The organism is Vibrio sp. Vb0304, assembly GCF_033338995.1.
GTDB classification, from domain to species: domain Bacteria; phylum Pseudomonadota; class Gammaproteobacteria; order Enterobacterales; family Vibrionaceae; genus Vibrio; species Vibrio alginolyticus.
In genome coordinates this window covers 44,914-61,758 of the sequence record NZ_JAWOTT010000013.1, presented here as the reverse complement: position 1 = coordinate 61,758, position 16,845 = coordinate 44,914, and the positions used below count along the sequence as shown (strand labels likewise).

Annotated in this window: 13 protein-coding genes; 3 read left to right on the top strand and 10 right to left on the bottom strand. The window is 44.9% G+C overall.

Annotation, left to right across the window (positions count from 1 at the left end; genetic code table 11):
• The first annotated feature begins 50 nt into the window (after window positions 1-50).
• Complete coding sequence (locus tag R7P35_RS16005) at window positions 51-491, top strand: DNA-directed RNA polymerase subunit beta (RefSeq protein WP_104975923.1); 441 nt, start codon at window positions 51-53, stop codon at window positions 489-491.
• Window positions 492-581: 90 nt separating this feature from the next.
• Here R7P35_RS16005 and R7P35_RS16000 read toward each other — a convergent pair whose 3' ends face one another.
• Together R7P35_RS16000 and purL are read right to left on the bottom strand one after the other, a co-directional pair.
• Window positions 582-890 carry a DUF3622 domain-containing protein gene (locus R7P35_RS16000; RefSeq protein WP_025998700.1) on the bottom strand — a complete coding sequence of 103 codons (309 nt, stop codon included), beginning with the start codon at window positions 888-890 and terminating at the stop codon, window positions 582-584.
• Window positions 891-1,185: 295 nt separating this feature from the next.
• Window positions 1,186-5,079 (bottom strand): phosphoribosylformylglycinamidine synthase, encoded by a 3,894-nt coding sequence (gene purL, locus R7P35_RS15995; RefSeq protein WP_213904941.1) that lies wholly within the window; start codon window positions 5,077-5,079, stop codon window positions 1,186-1,188.
• Window positions 5,080-5,378: 299 nt separating this feature from the next.
• On the opposite strand from purL, the gene mltF reads away from it, so the two are divergent.
• Window positions 5,379-6,956 (top strand): membrane-bound lytic murein transglycosylase MltF, encoded by a 1,578-nt coding sequence (gene mltF, locus R7P35_RS15990; protein ID WP_031777268.1) that lies wholly within the window; start codon window positions 5,379-5,381, stop codon window positions 6,954-6,956.
• Between the two features lie 588 nt (window positions 6,957-7,544).
• Here the strand turns inward: mltF and tadA are convergent.
• The 6 genes from tadA to R7P35_RS15960 form a co-directional block, all read right to left on the bottom strand.
• Complete coding sequence (tadA, locus tag R7P35_RS15985; protein ID WP_373920882.1) at window positions 7,545-8,054, bottom strand: tRNA adenosine(34) deaminase TadA; 510 nt, start codon at window positions 8,052-8,054, stop codon at window positions 7,545-7,547.
• A 251-nt stretch (window positions 8,055-8,305) separates the two neighbouring features.
• Window positions 8,306-9,865, bottom strand: coding sequence for an AbgT family transporter (locus R7P35_RS15980; RefSeq protein ID WP_005383758.1), 1,560 nt, complete (start codon window positions 9,863-9,865; stop codon window positions 8,306-8,308).
• A gap of 288 nt (window positions 9,866-10,153) precedes the next feature.
• Window positions 10,154-10,564, bottom strand: coding sequence for a prepilin-type N-terminal cleavage/methylation domain-containing protein (locus R7P35_RS15975; RefSeq protein ID WP_005381606.1), 411 nt, complete (start codon window positions 10,562-10,564; stop codon window positions 10,154-10,156).
• On the bottom strand, window positions 10,554-11,807 hold the full coding sequence (locus R7P35_RS15970) for a hypothetical protein (protein WP_318092345.1): 1,254 nt from the start codon (window positions 11,805-11,807) through the stop codon (window positions 10,554-10,556). The genes R7P35_RS15975 and R7P35_RS15970 overlap by 11 nt, the downstream gene beginning before the upstream one ends.
• On the bottom strand, window positions 11,804-12,421 hold the full coding sequence (locus R7P35_RS15965) for a PilW family protein (RefSeq protein ID WP_005381615.1): 618 nt from the start codon (window positions 12,419-12,421) through the stop codon (window positions 11,804-11,806). Before R7P35_RS15965 ends, R7P35_RS15970 begins: the two co-directional genes overlap by 4 nt.
• Window positions 12,402-12,911: a GspH/FimT family pseudopilin gene (locus tag R7P35_RS15960; RefSeq protein WP_213904958.1), complete on the bottom strand. Its 510-nt coding sequence runs from the start codon at window positions 12,909-12,911 to the stop codon at window positions 12,402-12,404. Before R7P35_RS15960 ends, R7P35_RS15965 begins: the two co-directional genes overlap by 20 nt.
• 103 nt (window positions 12,912-13,014) lie before the next feature.
• On the opposite strand from R7P35_RS15960, the gene R7P35_RS15955 reads away from it, so the two are divergent.
• Window positions 13,015-13,446 carry a type IV pilin protein gene (locus R7P35_RS15955; protein ID WP_054579037.1) on the top strand — a complete coding sequence of 144 codons (432 nt, stop codon included), beginning with the start codon at window positions 13,015-13,017 and terminating at the stop codon, window positions 13,444-13,446.
• Window positions 13,447-13,515: 69 nt separating this feature from the next.
• Here the strand turns inward: R7P35_RS15955 and dnaJ are convergent, their stop codons facing one another.
• Both dnaJ and dnaK read right to left on the bottom strand, forming a co-directional pair.
• The gene (gene dnaJ, locus R7P35_RS15950; protein ID WP_005381620.1) at window positions 13,516-14,664 is read right to left on the bottom strand and encodes a molecular chaperone DnaJ; all 1,149 of its coding nucleotides are present in this window, start codon (window positions 14,662-14,664) and stop codon (window positions 13,516-13,518) included.
• A 204-nt stretch (window positions 14,665-14,868) separates the two neighbouring features.
• Entirely contained in the window at window positions 14,869-16,782 is a 1,914-nt protein-coding gene (dnaK, locus tag R7P35_RS15945; protein WP_005381623.1) for a molecular chaperone DnaK, read from the bottom strand.
• Window positions 16,783-16,845: the final 63 nt, after the last annotated feature.

The window sequence follows — 16,845 nt, the reverse complement described above, 5'->3', positions numbered from 1 at the left end:
CGCCGTTTTATTTATCAGTATTATCATTTCCTTTTGCTTGCATACACATTATGAACAATCTAAAAACACGGCTTCTTCTGATTTGCTTCTTCCCTGTAGGTAGCCTAGCGCAAGCTTCTGAGAACATTGCAGACTACTTACAAGAACAAAGCAAGCACCAAGTTTCAGAAGATTTTTACGCACAGCCAACAGCAAATAACCTGAATCTAGATGCAAAAACTAACTCTTTAACTTGGCACGAAGATGGTAAGCCGGATCACTGTCGTTACGCCAAGCAGCCCAAAGACGTCGCAACACATTTCGACTACGGTGAAGCAAACGATCTATCTGACGGCTTACAACACTTTGATTTACCGGAAAGACATTCTGCAAAGGTCAAATCGACACATCGCACTTATGCTAATAACCCTCACCTTCTTCCTGGCAATAAACAATTTTCAGCCCCTGAAGACGGCACGTTTAGCCTGTCCGTATCATCGGATTGTTTTTAGCCGATATAAATAAAAAATGCCCTGAGACAAAACTCAGGGCATTTTCACTATTTGTTTGATGGGTAACGTCACCATCTCACCGATTTAAACTTATTCTTCGTCAGTGTCTACTTCGGTTTCACGTGCTTTGCGGGCTTCTTCTTTACGAACTTTTGCCGCTAGTTGTTCTGCTTCACGCTCTTGACGTTGCGCTGCTTTACGCTCGTTACGAACCACTTGGTTTTGGATAAACCCAGCCAGTTCTTGTTCAGCCCAAGCTTGTGCTTTCTCTTCGCTGTCAAAGCCTGTTTCACGCTTTGATACTACAGTCTTACGAGATGTCACTTGGCGAGTGATTTCTGCGCTCCAGCCGTTACGTTTTTCAGTGACGCGGATAGCAAATTTTGGATTCTTAGACATTTCTTTCATTTCCTAAGGGATTTAGGGATCAATCAGGGATTCGGTCAACTTGATAACTCCATCTAAGCTGAGCTGTTTAACACCATCCCTTGGTAAGCGCGGTATTAGAGCATAAAAGTAATCTAAACGCTGCAAGTTTTTTACGCTAGATAATAGATGACAAAGAAGAGGCAGAACAAAGCAACATTTCGCCAAGTCACTAGAAAGAGCGACGAAGAAAAAAGAGTGATAAGAAAAAAGAAAGCGCTGATCTCTCAACCAACGCTTTACTTAAGCTAGATTAACCTTTGGTTAATTAACCGATATTCTTACGAGCATTTTGGAACATACGCATCCAAGCGCCATTTTCACCCCAACCTTCCGGAGCCCAAGAATTTGCAACTGTGCGGAATACGCGCTCTGGGTGAGGCATCATGATAGTTACGCGACCATCTGCTGTTGTTAAACCGGTAATCGCGTTTGGCGAACCATTCGGGTTGTTCGGGTATTGTTGTGTTGGGTTACCGAGGTTATCCACGTAACGAACCGCAACCGTACCTGATGCTTCAATCGCTGCTAGGTGCTCTGCATCACGTACTTCTACACGCCCTTCTCCGTGGGAAACCGCGATTGGCATACGCGAACCAACCATGCCGTCGAAGAATACAGAATCAGATTTCTGAACTTCAACTAGACTAAAGCGCGCTTCAAAACGCTCAGATTCGTTGCGCACAAAACGTGGCCACAAGTCTGCACCTGGGATCAGCTCTTTCAGGTTTGATAGCATCTGACAACCGTTACATACACCTAAAGAGAACGTCTCTTCACGGTTGAAGAAGGCTTGGAACTGTTCACGAGCTTGTGCGTTAAACAGGATAGACTTAGCCCAACCTTCACCCGCACCTAGTACGTCGCCGTAAGAGAAGCCACCACAAGCTACTAGGCCATGGTATTCATCCAGTACCGCTTGGCCTGTTAGGATATCGCTCATATGGATGTCGGTTGCTTCAAAACCAGCTCGGTCAAACGCTGCTGCCATTTCGACGTGGGAGTTAACGCCCTGCTCACGTAGAATTGCCATCTTAGGTTTAGCACCTTTCGCAATGTACGGTGCTGCTACGTCTTCATTTACGTCGAAGCTGAGCTTAACGTTTAGACCAGGGTCAGAGTTGTCTTTCTTAGCTTCGTGCTCTTGGTCTGCACACGCTGGGTTATCACGTAGACCTTGCATCTTATGCGTTGTTTCAGCCCAGATAACGCGTAGTTCGGTACGTGAACGTTCAAGCACAACTGCATCACCAGAAGTGATAACAAAGTCGTCTGAAGCTTCAACAGAACCAATCACATGTGAGCATGCCTCTAAGCCGTTTGCCGCCAGAGTAGATAGAACTGAATCTAGATCATCATTCTTAACTTGAACAACCGCACCTAGCTCTTCGTTAAATAGAACGGCTAGCGCATCGTCACCCAGTTCTGCGATGTTCGCTTTTACGCCACAGTGACCCGCGAACGCCATCTCAGCCAGTGTAACAAACAGACCGCCGTCGCCTTTATCGTGGTAGGCCACTAACTTGTCATCACTTACTAACGCTTGCATTGCATCAAAGAAGCCTTTTAGCTGCTCTGCATTATCTACGTCAGCAGGTTTGTCACCCAGCTGTTTGTATACTTGTGCCAATGCTGTCGCACCTAAGCGGTTTTTGCCGTTACCCAAGTCAACAAGAACTAGAGAAGTATTTCCTTTGTCAGTGCGTAGTTGTGGAGTCACGGTCTTACGTACGTCTTCCACACGACCAAATGCCGTGATAACTAGCGACAGTGGAGATGTGACTTCTTTGCTCTCGCCGTTTTCTTCCCACTTGGTTTTCATCGACATGGAGTCTTTACCAACTGGGATAGTCAAACCTAAAGCAGGACACAATTCTTCACCAACCGCTTTCACTGCTTCGTAAAGACCCGCATCTTCACCTGGGTGACCCGCTGGAGACATCCAGTTCGCAGACAGTTTAATGTGTTTAATATCACCGATGTCTGTTGCCGCAATGTTAGTTAGTGACTCACCAACGGCTAGGCGAGCGGATGCTCCAAAGTCTAGTAATGCCACTGGCGTGCGCTCACCCATCGACATTGCTTCGCCATGGTAAGTGTCGTAGCTTGCCGCTGTTACTGCGCAGTTTGCTACTGGTACCTGCCAAGGGCCAACCATTTGATCACGAGCAACCAGACCCGTTACTGTTCGGTCACCGATAGTAATTAGGAATGTTTTTTCTGCAACAGCAGGAAGACGAAGTACGCGATCCACCGCTTCATTAAGCTCAATACCATCACGAACAATGGCAGGGCTTTCCACTTTTAGTGTGGTTGCGTCACGGTGCATCTTCGGTGGCTTACCAAGCAGGATATCCATTGGCATATCGATTGGCGTATTGTCGAAGTGAGAATCTTCTAGCGTTAGATGACGCTCTTCTGTCGCCACACCCACCACTGCATACGGTGCGCGTTCACGCTTACAGATGGCGTCGAATGCTTCCATGTTTTCTGGCGCTACCGCTAGAACGTAACGTTCCTGTGATTCGTTACACCAGATTTCCAGTGGGCTCATGCCCGGCTCATCGTTTGGTACATCGCGTAATTGGAACTTACCGCCACGCTCACCGTCGTCGACAAGTTCAGGCAATGCGTTAGAGATACCGCCTGCACCCACATCGTGGATAAATGCGATTGGGTTGTCGTCGCCTAACTGCCAACAACGGTCGATCACTTCCTGACAGCGACGTTCCATCTCTGGGTTTTCACGCTGTACTGAAGCGAAGTCCAGATCTTCTGCTGACTGACCAGATGCCATGGAAGATGCCGCACCACCACCAAGACCGATGTTCATTGCCGGACCACCAAGTACGATTAGGCTCGCACCCACAGGGATCTCTTTCTTCTGTACGTGTTCATCGCGGATGTTACCCATACCACCAGCAATCATGATTGGTTTGTGGTAACCACGAATTTCTTCACCCGCATGAGAAGTGACTTTTTCTTCGTAAGTACGGAAGTAACCCAATAGATTTGGACGACCAAATTCGTTGTTGAATGCCGCGCCTCCTAGAGGGCCTTCAAGCATGATGTCTAACGCATTTACAATACGACCCGGCTTGCCGAAGTCGGTTTCCCATGGCTGTTCAAAACCAGGAATACGTAAGTTAGAGGTTGTAAAACCAACCAGACCCGCTTTTGGCTTACCGCCGATACCCGTCGCGCCTTCGTCACGGATTTCACCGCCTGAGCCAGTCGATGCGCCCGGCCATGGAGAGATTGCCGTTGGGTGGTTGTGCGTTTCTACCTTCATCAAGATGTGCGTATCTTCATGGTGGTACGTGTATTGACGAGATTTAGGGTCAGGGAAGAAACGCCCCGCTTTAGAACCTGTCATAACGGCTGCGTTGTCTTTGTATGCAGACAGTACATAGTCAGGTGTCGTTTCAAAAGTGTTTTTGATCATTTTGAACAAAGACTTAGGTTGATCTACCCCGTCGATAGTCCAATCTGCGTTAAAAATTTTGTGGCGACAATGCTCTGAGTTCGCCTGAGCAAACATCATCAATTCAATGTCGTTTGGGTTACGCCCAAGCTTAGTAAAGTTCTCTACCAAGTAATCAATTTCATCTTCTGCGAGTGCCAAGCCAAGGGAAACGTTTGCCTCTTCAAGCGCAAGACGACCGCCAGCTAAGATATCAACATGTGCGACAGGCTTAGGCTCTGCAACAGTAAATAATACTGATGCGGCTTCAAATGCTGTGAATACTGTTTCCATCATGCGGTCGTGAATTAACGCTTTAACAGCGTCAGCTTGAGCTTCTGATAGAACAACTGAAGATTCGACATAATAAGCCGTACCACGCTCTAGACGTTTCACTTTATCCAGACCACAGTTAACAGCGATATCGGTAGATTTAGAAGACCAAGGCGAGATAGTGCCTGGACGAGGCGTAACAAGAAGTAGAAGACCTTCTGGCTCATGCTCTTCGATGGTTGGGCCGTAAGTTAGTAACTTTTCAAGTTTTTCTAACTCTTGGTCATCAAGGTCTGACTTTAGATCGGCAAAGTGCATAAACTCGGCATAAATGCCAGTTACGGGCAGATCTTGTTCACGACAAAGTTCCAGTAGTTTATTAACACGAAACTCAGAAAGAGCTGGGGAGCCACGCAAAATTCTCATGTGCTTAGGTCTCTTATGCAATTGATTAAGGTGATATTGGAATAAATTCAGACACTTAAAATAAGCCCTGTCGAACCTATGCCGATTCCACCTCGTCATTGCGAGCGCATTATATAGTAATTATTTTTGTGATGTAACACCAAAAGCAACCGTTTGCGTCATTTTTTTTGTCAAATTTGAATTACAACTAAAATGTCGATAAAACACACAATGTCACGTTATAAGTGTGTGATTCACTTTGCCCCATGAGCTCGCTTTGATATAAAGGCAAATAGAAATTTTCCAAGATGTACCTATTAATGCAAATAAGTCACTTCAACCGGCTCAAGCGCAGTGCTCTAATTTTAGTTTCTGTTCTTTTACTCTCTGCTTGCCAGATTGAGTCGGAGCCCAAAAGTGAATTTGAAAAAATTCAAGAACGTGGTGTGCTTCGTGTTGGCACGCTAAACAATCAGCTTTCCTACTACATAGGTCCCGATGGTCCCGCAGGGTTGGATTACGAATTGGCGCGTCAGTTTGCGGAGCAGCTCGGCGTCAAACTCGAGATTAAACCAGCCTTTCGCCAGGCTGAGCTTTTTCCTGCTCTTAAGAAAGGAGATATCGATATCATCGCTACGGGTTTAAATCAAACGTCACAAGCAGTCAAACGATTTAGACCAGGCCCTGCCTATTATTATGTAAGCCAACAAGTGGTATATAAAAAAGGGCAACTTCGACCACGTGATATCGAACAACTCATTGAATACCAAGCCTCGAAAGACGACGAGTCCGACGAAGATACAAATGCAGGCGCTCAAACATTAAAGATCGTTGAACAATCGCAATATGTTCCGACCCTAACAGCGTTAAAGAAGCAGTATCCAGAACTTCAGTTTGAAATTGTTGGTGATGCTGACACGAGAGACTTACTCAAATACGTATCGACGGGTGAGTTACGTTTTACTGTGACTGATTCGGTGGAACTTTCCCTAGCTCAACGCCTCTACCCCGATCTTGCGCTCGCGTTTGAACTTACAGAAGATCAACCAGTGTCTTGGTTTACTCGACGTTCTGAAGACGAAAGTTTGTATGCGATGCTGATAGAGTTTTTCGGTAACATCAAACAATCAGGAGAACTGTCCACCCTCGAAGAAAAGTACATTGGTCATATTGAAGCATTTGACTACGTTGATACTCGCGCATTCATTCGAGCTCTGGATGACAAATTGCCTAAATGGGCACCTTTATTCCAAAAATACAGCGAAGAGTTCGACTGGCGCTTAATTGCAGCATTGGCTTATCAAGAGTCACATTGGAAACCAACAGCAAAATCGCCAACGGGTGTTAGGGGGATGATGATGCTTACTCTGCCAACAGCGAAAAGCGTCGGGGTAACAAACCGTTTAGACCCTGAGCAATCTGTTCGTGGTGGTGTCGAGTACTTACGTCGCATTGTAGGTCGCGTGCCTGATAGCATCAACGAGCATGAAAAAATATGGTTTGCGTTAGCTTCATACAATATTGGTTACGGCCACATGATGGACGCACGACGACTCACCAAAGCACAAGGTGGCGATCCGAACGCTTGGGCCGATGTAAAAGATAGGCTGCCTTTACTGCGTCAGAAGCGCTATTACAGCCAAACTCGCTATGGGTACGCCAGAGGCGATGAAGCGCGTAATTACGTAGAAAATATTCGACGTTACTACCAATCCATCATTGGTCATGTCAGCCAACAGCCAGCGATTGATGAGAATAGCGATGACTTGCAAGTGATTCCGCCGCTCAACCCCGACATTTTGATATCGGGCGCAGTAGAGACCGTCGTAGAACAAGTCTCTGGCGCTTCTGACGTCACGGTTGAAGAAGACACCGAACAAGAAAGCATTGAAGAATAAACCCGCGGTAAACTAAAAAATGACGAGCCTATGAAGCTCGTCATTTTTGTTGAGTCCTAACGAAAACTTATCTAGACTCCAATATTCTGAGTGACACCAACCACACTCAACCATTCCTTTGGTTGGTCGCCTTTTCTTCATCGTTAGTAAAACTGATTGCTTTGTAACAGATTACTTTACAACCACATGGTTTAGCTCACTTGATGAAGCGGCGCTTTCGGCTACACTCTGCCGAAATAACGTCACTCCTATTATTAAGCATCGTATTGAAATTGTTTGCTGGCTCTGTGCAATGCAGAAGTCAAATGAAGAACGTTTAAACCATACAATGTTTAGTGCGATTATCGAGCCTATTGCCAAGCATCGATGAGCCGCGCTTTACTGGTATAAGTCTTGTCTGCAGGAGGTTTTGAATATGAGAAGACGTAGAGTGCAGTCAAAGCGTTTAAATAACACAGTAGCTGCTATCCGACGTAAACGTAAACTGACATGTATGAAAAAGAAAGTAAGTTCACGTAATCGTGTTTTTGTACATTTAGTCAATCACTAGTGCGTCCAAGCAAACATCTACCACGTTGTAGGTGTTTGCTAGCCCTCACTACTCCCACTACCTTGCTCGCTCTCTCGATTTTCTAATGCTTTTTGTGCTTGCTTCTTCGCTTTAATTTCCTTTCGGCGGCGCTTAAAAAACGCTTGTAGCTGAGTACGGCACTCATTTTCTAGCAGCCCCTTTTCAACTAAGGCGTAATGGTAAGCGGCTTGGCTTTCAAACAAATTAAGCACTGTTCCTGCTGCTCCAGCTTTTAAATCTGGCGCTCCAAAAACAACCCGCTTAACGCGGCTATGCAATAAGGCTCCGGCACACATTGGGCATGGCTCAAGTGTTACATATAACGTCGTATCCAGAAGGCGGTAATTTTCTAGCTTTTGGCCTGCTTTACGCAGCGTTTGGATCTCAGCATGTGCGGTAGCGTCATTAGTACCAATAGAGCGATTCCACCCCTCAGCGATAATTTCACCATCTTTGACAAGCACTGCGCCAACAGGTACTTCCCCCTCAGCTTCTGCTTGCTCAGCAAGCTCCATCGCTCTGCGCATAAACAATTCATCTTGAGGGGTAAACGGATGGTTAGACAAAGGAGGCTCCAAAGAAACAAAAAACGATTGAAGTCAGGAATTTTATCACCAACTTCGGTTTCACTACAGCAACACATCACGGGACAAAGTCTGCAACTCCAAAAAACTAGTTACAAGACCTATCGATGTTCGTTTTACGAGAACAAAAAAGCGCAGATCGAAGACCTGCGCTTTTTGGCTGCCAATTAGCGGCTTTCACACCCTACACGTTTTTACATTGTGTAAGTGTAAGGAGCTTGAATGCCTAGCGGGATACCTACCATCCAATAAGCAACTAGGAAGATAGACCAACCGATCAGCATTGCGATCGAGAATGGCATCATTAGTGACGCAAGCGTACCGATACCAGCCGACTTCACATAACGCTGACAGTAAACCACTACAAGAGGGAAAAATACCATTAGAGGCGAAATGATGTTCGATACAGAGTCACCCACACGGTAAGCCGCTTGAGACAGCTCAGGCGAGATACCAACCGCCATTAGCATTGGCACTAAGATTGGACCAATTAAAGCCCATTTTGCCGATGCCGAACCAATAAGTAGGTTTACAGACGCGGTTAGAAGGATCATACCGATGATGGTCACTTCACCTGGTAGGTTCATCGCTTTTAAGCCTTCTGCGCCATACAACGCTAGCATCGTACCGATGTTTGACTGAGCAAATGCAGATAAGAACTGAGCACAGAAGAACGACATTACAATGTATGCGCCCATGGTTGACATGGTGTCAGCCATCGCTTTGATAATGTCGTTGCTGGTCTTGAACGTTCCAGACACTTTACCGTAAACGTAACCAGGAATGATAAACAGAATAAAGATCAGCGGAACGATAGACTTCATGATCGGTGCTGAGAAGGCCGTAATTTCACCTTCAGGCGAGCGTAGTGCTGATGTTTCTGGAATTAACGCTGCAACAAGTAAAGCAATACCCGCCATCATTGCCCAACCTGCATAACGGAATGCTTTTGATTCCAGTTCAGTAAATGAACCTAGGTTTGGCGCAGTTTCCGCATCGTCATCAATTGGCATTTTTGACAAACGAGGCTCAATGATTTTTTCTGTCACGTACCAACCAATCGCTACAATAATGATGGAAGATAGGCCAGTAAAGAAGATGTTCGCTAATGGGTTAACCACGTATTCAGGATCAAGAACCTGCGCCGCAGTTTGCGTAAAGCCTGCTAGTAGTGGATCTATACCTGAAGGGATAAAGTTTGCAGAGAAGCCACCAGATACACCTGCAAATGCTGCCGCAATACCTGCTAGAGGGTGACGACCTGCCGCATGGAAGATAATACCGCCAAGAGGAATAACCAGAACATAGCCTGCATCTGCCGCAGTATGCGATACAATGGCAACCAAAATAAGCATTGGAGTAAGAAGCTTAGCTGGCGTGAAGTTCAGCATCTTCTTAAGACCCGTCGTAATAAAACCCGAAGAATCTGCAACACCCACACCTAGCATTGCGACAAGTACGATACCCAGTGGCGCAAAGCCAGTAAACGTCGTCACCATATTAGCAAGGAAACTTGCTAGCGCTTCGCCCGTAAGTAAGTTGGTGATAGTAAGAGCTTCGCCCGTTCGAGGGTTTGGAAGATCGAATGATACATTCGACAAAAGTGCTGACGCCGCCCAAGTAATGATCAATGCCCAGAAGAACAAAATCGCAGGATCAGGAATTTTGTTACCTGTCCTCTCGATAAAGTTTAAAAAGCGCTCCATCCCGCTCGGCTTCGATGATGGTGCCTTATTTACAGCTTGGTTACTCATGGTAACTCCATAGTGAATGATGTTGGTGCCAAGGCCTATTTGAATAATTATAACGACCTACTATCCAACGAGTATTCTAGTAAACACTAATGGAGAAAGCACAAGGTTCTAGATTTTTTTTCATAATTGGAGACATATTTTGCAAAAACACCACTTCAATTAAACATAATAAAAACAGTAGCACATCAACTCAATTAACAGTTCAAAAACTATTTATTAACCGTGACAAGTCCGGTATTAAACAGGAATTACACCCGCATTTGTCCCAGCCCATGTATGCAATTGAACTTAGTTTTCGAATTCACTGTATTGTGAGATCATCGTTTTAAGCTGAACTGATCGTGTCTCGCCGATTCTATCCTTCCAGCTAGAGGTAATGGTGATAGTTTTCAGTGTTCCTGAAACCGTGGCAGCTGGAACTTCCCATTCGACGACATAAGATCCAGTAACAGAAGAGCCTGTTGCAATAGAAGCAAAATTTGCAGGTGTGATGGTAGACATCGCCGCAGAAGCACCACGCGTCCGGAACCATTCGAGCTGGTTTTCTGCTAGACGAAGTGCTTCAATACTTTTTATGGCATATTCGGATTCGCGTTCTAAATACACGTTTAGCTTAGTTAAACCTAGTGCCCCAACACCGATAAGTAGAAAAGAAATTAGAACTTCAAGAAGGTTAAAACCTTTTTGTTTAGAGATCATTCCAGGAGCCTTTTTTCCATCTAGGAATTGCATGCGCATTCCTTGAATTGTCTATCACATCTTTATTGTATCTAAAGTCCAAAGAATCGAAGAAAACCGCTGCCTGATCTTCACTATCAAAATATTGACCACCAGATACCGTAAAAGAACCATGCTGATAATAAGAAGCTATTGTCCTGTATGAGTCTTCTACAACACTTGGCACATGATTTAGGTGAGCATTGGCTTCGAACCCAACCCAATCCGCTGTTGTCGGGGTATAATCATGATTGAAATGAAACAAGACCCCTTTAAACTTATTTGATGTAGCGCCGGAGCTCGGTGGTCCCATCACGGAGAAAAGACCATCATGAATGAGCACTGTTACGCCATTGGTCGATGATGTAGCATTCACTAAATCATTGTATTCCGATTGCTTGATTTCACAGCTCCCTTCCACCCATAAATGATGCTTCCCTGACTGAATTTCTGCTGTTAAAGCAGCACCACAATTAGGTATACCATCAGCCACTGAGCCCGTCATAACATGAAATACACCATTATCTCGGACATCGTTATGCTCTTCAGCCTTTACTCCAAAGAAGGATTCAAATGGCTTTAAATCTGTATCTTGAGTAAAATCATCACCAGCACCAACCCCGCCAACACTAGATGAGAGATGACGGTTTGCCATCGTGTTTGCACAATCTTTATTTGTAGGGTTGTTAAAATCGGCATAGGGAGACTCTCCATGAATTACGCCTTTATTATCAACTGAAGAGGAGTAAAAGCGCTTTTTATACCTTAACGCAATACACTCCCACCCATCGCTGCTCAATTCCCCTGGGTCTGGAGTAGAGAACGTTGCACTAGAATGAAAATAAATGTCGGCACTAGACTGCATTGCACCATAACTCAAGTTACCTCCCAAAATAATCTCCTTACTAATGCTTGTAAATCCAACATTAGAAGTAACCAAATACCCCTTGGAAGTACTCGTAAAATTCGGAATCGTCCAAAGCCCTGAGCCACAATCTGTTATTACGGCAGGTACAATATTATTAACTCTAAATTGCGCCCATGCACATTCAACACCTCCTTCCGCTAACCAATGTGCTTGTCGAGATTTTATTTCGTTTTGCGCAACTTTTATTTGAAAAAATACACCTTTGGATGATGCTAATGATGCAATTAAAGCAAGTAATAAAAGTATAGAAGTCACAAGCAAAGTGGTATAACCGGAATAGCTATATTTAGATGTCATTGCCAATTCCTTTGTTTGATAGAAAACTCCGCAACTTCACTAAAGACTCCATCAATCGTTTTCAAACCTAACTTAACGCTCGTGACCGAACTTACATTTCCTCCATTAGTCACTGTTTCTGAACTAACGGTGAATTGGGTAACTTGGAAAATATCATCATCAAATAGAGAACGACAAAAATCTATACCATCAAAAGATAATATTTGTGTTTGAGACACAACGCCTTTTTCACATATAAAAAACCGAGTATCTCTCTTCTCATACTTAATATTTCGATAGTCTTCATTGGCAGCTGAGTCCTCTTTAAAATACACAAGCCCTACAGAAGAGGCGCCGCTCAGCATTATGGTTCCTGTAGCTCCGGATAATTTGAGTGAACTACCGTTCCCACCATCATAACCTGCCCTTTGAATATCTTCTTTCATAACAGATAAAGTGATATTCAGACCTTGCAATAAATTTAGCTCTAAGCTTTTTTCCTTTGCTGTTTTTTGTAAACTCAAGAATATAGAGCCCACTACACTAAGGACAATTAATCCAATTAAAGAACTAATCATCAATTCGATTAAAGAGCTACCTATTTGATAACGTTTGTTAGCACTGACGGTAATCATATAACTTAGCTCCAGAGTTACTACAAATTTTAATCCTTCCGGGAGGGTTAGAGAGCTTTGCTTGTAGTTTTATGTTTTGAGCATTGGTTGGGAAAAACTCTATATTTCCTCCTTGGGGTCGTCCACGGACCTCATCGAAGCTTATTTTTTGATTATCGTAGCTGTGCTTCAAAGATAATTCAGGGTAGGCAGAGCCGGAAAGGCTTAAAATTACGCCCCCAGAGCCGCTAGACGAGTTAGTTAACTGTAGAGACCATGCACCTTGACTGACAACGACGTTTTTAGCCATAGAGAAATGTATATATAACTTTTGATTTCTCATTACCGCCTCGGACTTACTTTGGCTTAGAAAGCCAGCTAATTCAGTTGCTAATCGCTGCATTTGCACAGTTTGTGAAACACGGCTAAAGCTTGGAGCTGCAAACGCCAATATAATACTCAGTACAGCAACAGTAATAAGAAGCTCCAACAACGTAAACCCGCGAGGCATTTCCCAAATTCCTATGTAAACGGCAAAAGGGCCGTAATTCATCTTGCACAGATGCTATCACCTGCCAAAAATAGGCGGAAAAGTGAAAAGGAAACTACTCGTGATGATTCGAATTTCTCGTTGTAACGGCTACAAAAAAGGATTGAGAGGGATGACATTGATCGAATTACTGGTAGCTGTAGTGATTGTCGGGATCATTGCTGCAGTCGCCTACCCCTCTTACACTAATCATGTAATCAAGTCTCATAGGACGGTAGCCTTGAGCGATCTTAGTCGAATTCAGCTAGAGCTAGAGACATCTTATGATGGTGGGTACGACTGGAGTCATATTCTCTCTGGAGGCACATGCACTCTATGTGACTCAGACACAAATAGATTTTCTTTCGATATTGCGAGCTCTGCAAGTACGGCCTATACCATTACAGCAACAGCAAAATCGTCTCTGGGACAAGACGACGACGAGTGCTTGACTGGTTCTAAAACGATTACTTTAACGTCAACAAATGTCGAAGAACCAAGTGATTGCTGGAATTAGGAAGAACACCGAGATGCAAAAAGGCCTGCATTTTAGCAGGCCTTTGTATGTGTGCTTTTCGCTAACGTCTTAGCTGGTTAAATCATCAAAGAACTTTTTCACACCGTTGAAAAAGCCTTCTGATTTAGGCTTGTGCTTAGTTGCAGCTTCACCACCACAAGACTCTTCAAACTCTTTGAGCAGTTCTTTTTGGCGTGAGCTTAGATTTACTGGTGTTTCGACAACCAACTTCACAATAAGATCACCAACACCGCCACCGCGAACGCCTTTCACACCTTTACCACGCATGCGGAACATACGACCTGTTTGCGTTTCTGAAGGTACTTTTAGGCTTACGCGACCATCCAGAGTTGGTACTTCAACTTCACCACCTAAAGCCGCCATCGCAAAGCTTACAGGCACTTCACAGTATAGGTTGTTACCATCACGTTCGAAGATATGATGCTCTTTCACGTGCACTTGTACATACAAGTCACCCGCTGGTGCTCCCATTTCTCCCGCTTCACCTTCGCCAGATAGACGAATACGGTCGCCAGTATCAACACCTGCAGGGATCTTAACATTAAGTGTTTTTGTTTTCTGCTTACGACCTTGACCATGACACTCATTACAAGGGTCTTTAATGATTTTACCTTTGCCGTGACAGGTAGGACAGGTTTGTTGCACTGCGAAGAAGCCCTGGCGCATCTGTACTTGACCATGACCATGACAGGTACCACATGTTTCAGCAGATGAACCTTTCTTCGCGCCACTACCATCACAGGTATCACAGTGTACTAGTGTCGGTACTTCGATCTCCTTCGTTACACCACGAACCGCTTCTTCTAGCGTCAATTCCATGTTGTAACGTAGGTCAGCACCTCGCTGGGCACGATGGCCACCACCGCCACGACGACCACCACCAAAGATGTCACCGAATACATCGCCAAAGATGTCGCCGAAATCAGCACCGCCGCCGCCAAAGCCGCCGCCACCGAAACCACCGCCGCCTTGTTCAAAAGCAGCATGACCGTATTGGTCGTACGCCGCTTTCTTTTGAGGGTCGGTCAGAACTTCGTACGCTTCTTTTACTTCTTTAAACTTGTCCGCCGCAGAATCATCACCCTGGTTTCGGTCTGGGTGGAATTTCATCGCTAGACGCTTATACGCCTTTTTGATATCGCGCTCTGAGGCATCACGGCTTACGCCTAATACTTCGTAAAAATCACGTTTTGACATGTTCTTCGTCACCAGTTAATTACTACAAACGGCATCGATTCACCGCTTGGTGTTTGTATCGTTCTAGGTAAGTGCACTTGTCTGCAACATACTTAACTAGAAAGACAGCGTTTACAAACAGACGGGCGTAAGAGTTGCCCCAAACGCCCGCACACGAAGTCTTATCGACCCCAGATGGCTATGCAGCCATCTGGTTAAGAAATATTATTTCTTGTCGTCTTTAACTTCTTCGAACTCAGCATCTACAACGTCGTCTTCTTTAGACTGTGCACCTGCGTCAGCACCTTGTGCTTGCTGCGCTTGAGCTTGTTGTTGAGCGATTTCCATCAGCTTTTGAGAAGCAGTCATTAGTGCTTGAACTTTAGCATCGATAGCTTCTTTGTCTTCGCCTTTACGTGCTGTTTCTAGCTCAGAAATTGCTGCTTCAATCTTCTCTTTCTCTTCTGCAGGTAGCGCTTCACCAGCTTCTTCTACTTGCTTACGAGTACCGTGAATCATTTGGTCAGCTTGGTTACGTGCAGTCGCTAGCTCTTCGAACTTCTTGTCCGCTTCTTTGTTAGCTTCTGCTTCTTGAACCATTTTCTCGATGTCTTCATCGCTTAGACCGCCAGAAGCTTGGATAGTGATCTTCTGCTCTTTACCAGTCTGCTTGTCTTTCGCAGACACGTGTAGGATACCATCCGCATCAAGGTCAAACGTAACCTCGATTTGTGGCATACCACGTGGTGCAGGCTGGATGCCTTCTAGGTTAAATTGGCCTAGAGACTTGTTGTACATCGCTTGCTTACGCTCACCTTGTAGAACGTGGATAGTTACCGCGCTCTGGTTGTCTTCCGCTGTAGAGAAAACTTGGTTCGCTTTAGTTGGGATAGTTGTGTTCTTCTCAACTAACTTAGTCATCACGCCACCCATTGTCTCGATACCTAGAGACAGTGGAGTTACGTCTAGTAGTAGTACGTCTTTAACGTCACCAGCAAGTACACCACCTTGAACTGCAGCACCCATTGCTACTGCTTCGTCAGGGTTTACGTCACGGCGCGCTTCTTTACCAAAGAACTCAGCAACTTTCGCTTGAACCATTGGCATACGAGTCTGACCACCAACTAGGATTACGTCAGTGATGTCGTTTACTGATAGGTCAGCGTCAGCTAGAGCTACTTTTAATGGCTCAAGAGAGCGTTGTACTAGGTCTTCAACTAGAGATTCTAGTTTTGCACGAGTCACTTTAATGTTCATGTGCTTAGGACCAGTTGCATCTGCAGTAACGTAAGGTAGGTTTACGTCTGTTTGAGAAGTAGAAGAAAGCTCGATTTTCGCTTTCTCTGCTGCTTCTTTAACACGCTGCATTGCTAGTGGGTCGTTCTTAAGGTTGATGCCTTGCTCTTTGTTGAACTCATCAACCAAGTAGTTGATTAGACGGTTATCAAAGTCTTCACCACCTAGGTGAGTATCACCGTTAGTTGCTAGAACTTCGAATGTTTTCTCGCCTTCAACTTCATCGATTTCGATGATTGAAATATCGAATGTACCACCACCAAGGTCGTATACCGCGATAGTGCGATCGCCGCCTTTCTTATCTAGACCGTAAGCTAGTGCAGCTGCCGTTGGTTCGTTGATGATACGTTTAACTTCTAGACCTGCGATACGGCCAGCATCTTTTGTCGCTTGACGCTGAGCATCGTTAAAGTAAGCAGGTACTGTGATAACTGCGCCAGTTACTTCCTCACCAAGGAAGTCTTCAGCAGTTTTCTTCATTTTCTTAAGAACTTCAGCAGAAACCTGAGGAGCTGCCATTTTTTGGCCTTTCGCTTCTACCCAAGCATCACCGTTGTCAGCCTTAACGATTTTGTAAGGCATGATTTCGATGTCACGCTGAACTTCTTCGTCTTCAAAACGACGACCGATTAGACGCTTAATTGCAAATAGCGTGTTTTCTGGGTTAGTTACTGCTTGACGTTTCGCTGGTTGACCTACTAGCGTCTCACCGTCAGTGTAAGCAATAACCGATGCAGTAGTACGTTCGCCCTCTGCGTTTTCAATTACACGTGGTTTGTCGCCGTCTAATACAGCAACACATGAGTTAGTAGTACCTAAGTCAATACCAATGATTTTACCCATCTGGCTATCTCCGAATAAATTCTATTTTCGTTTGGTTATAACCCCAATGTGGGGGGAGGAGAA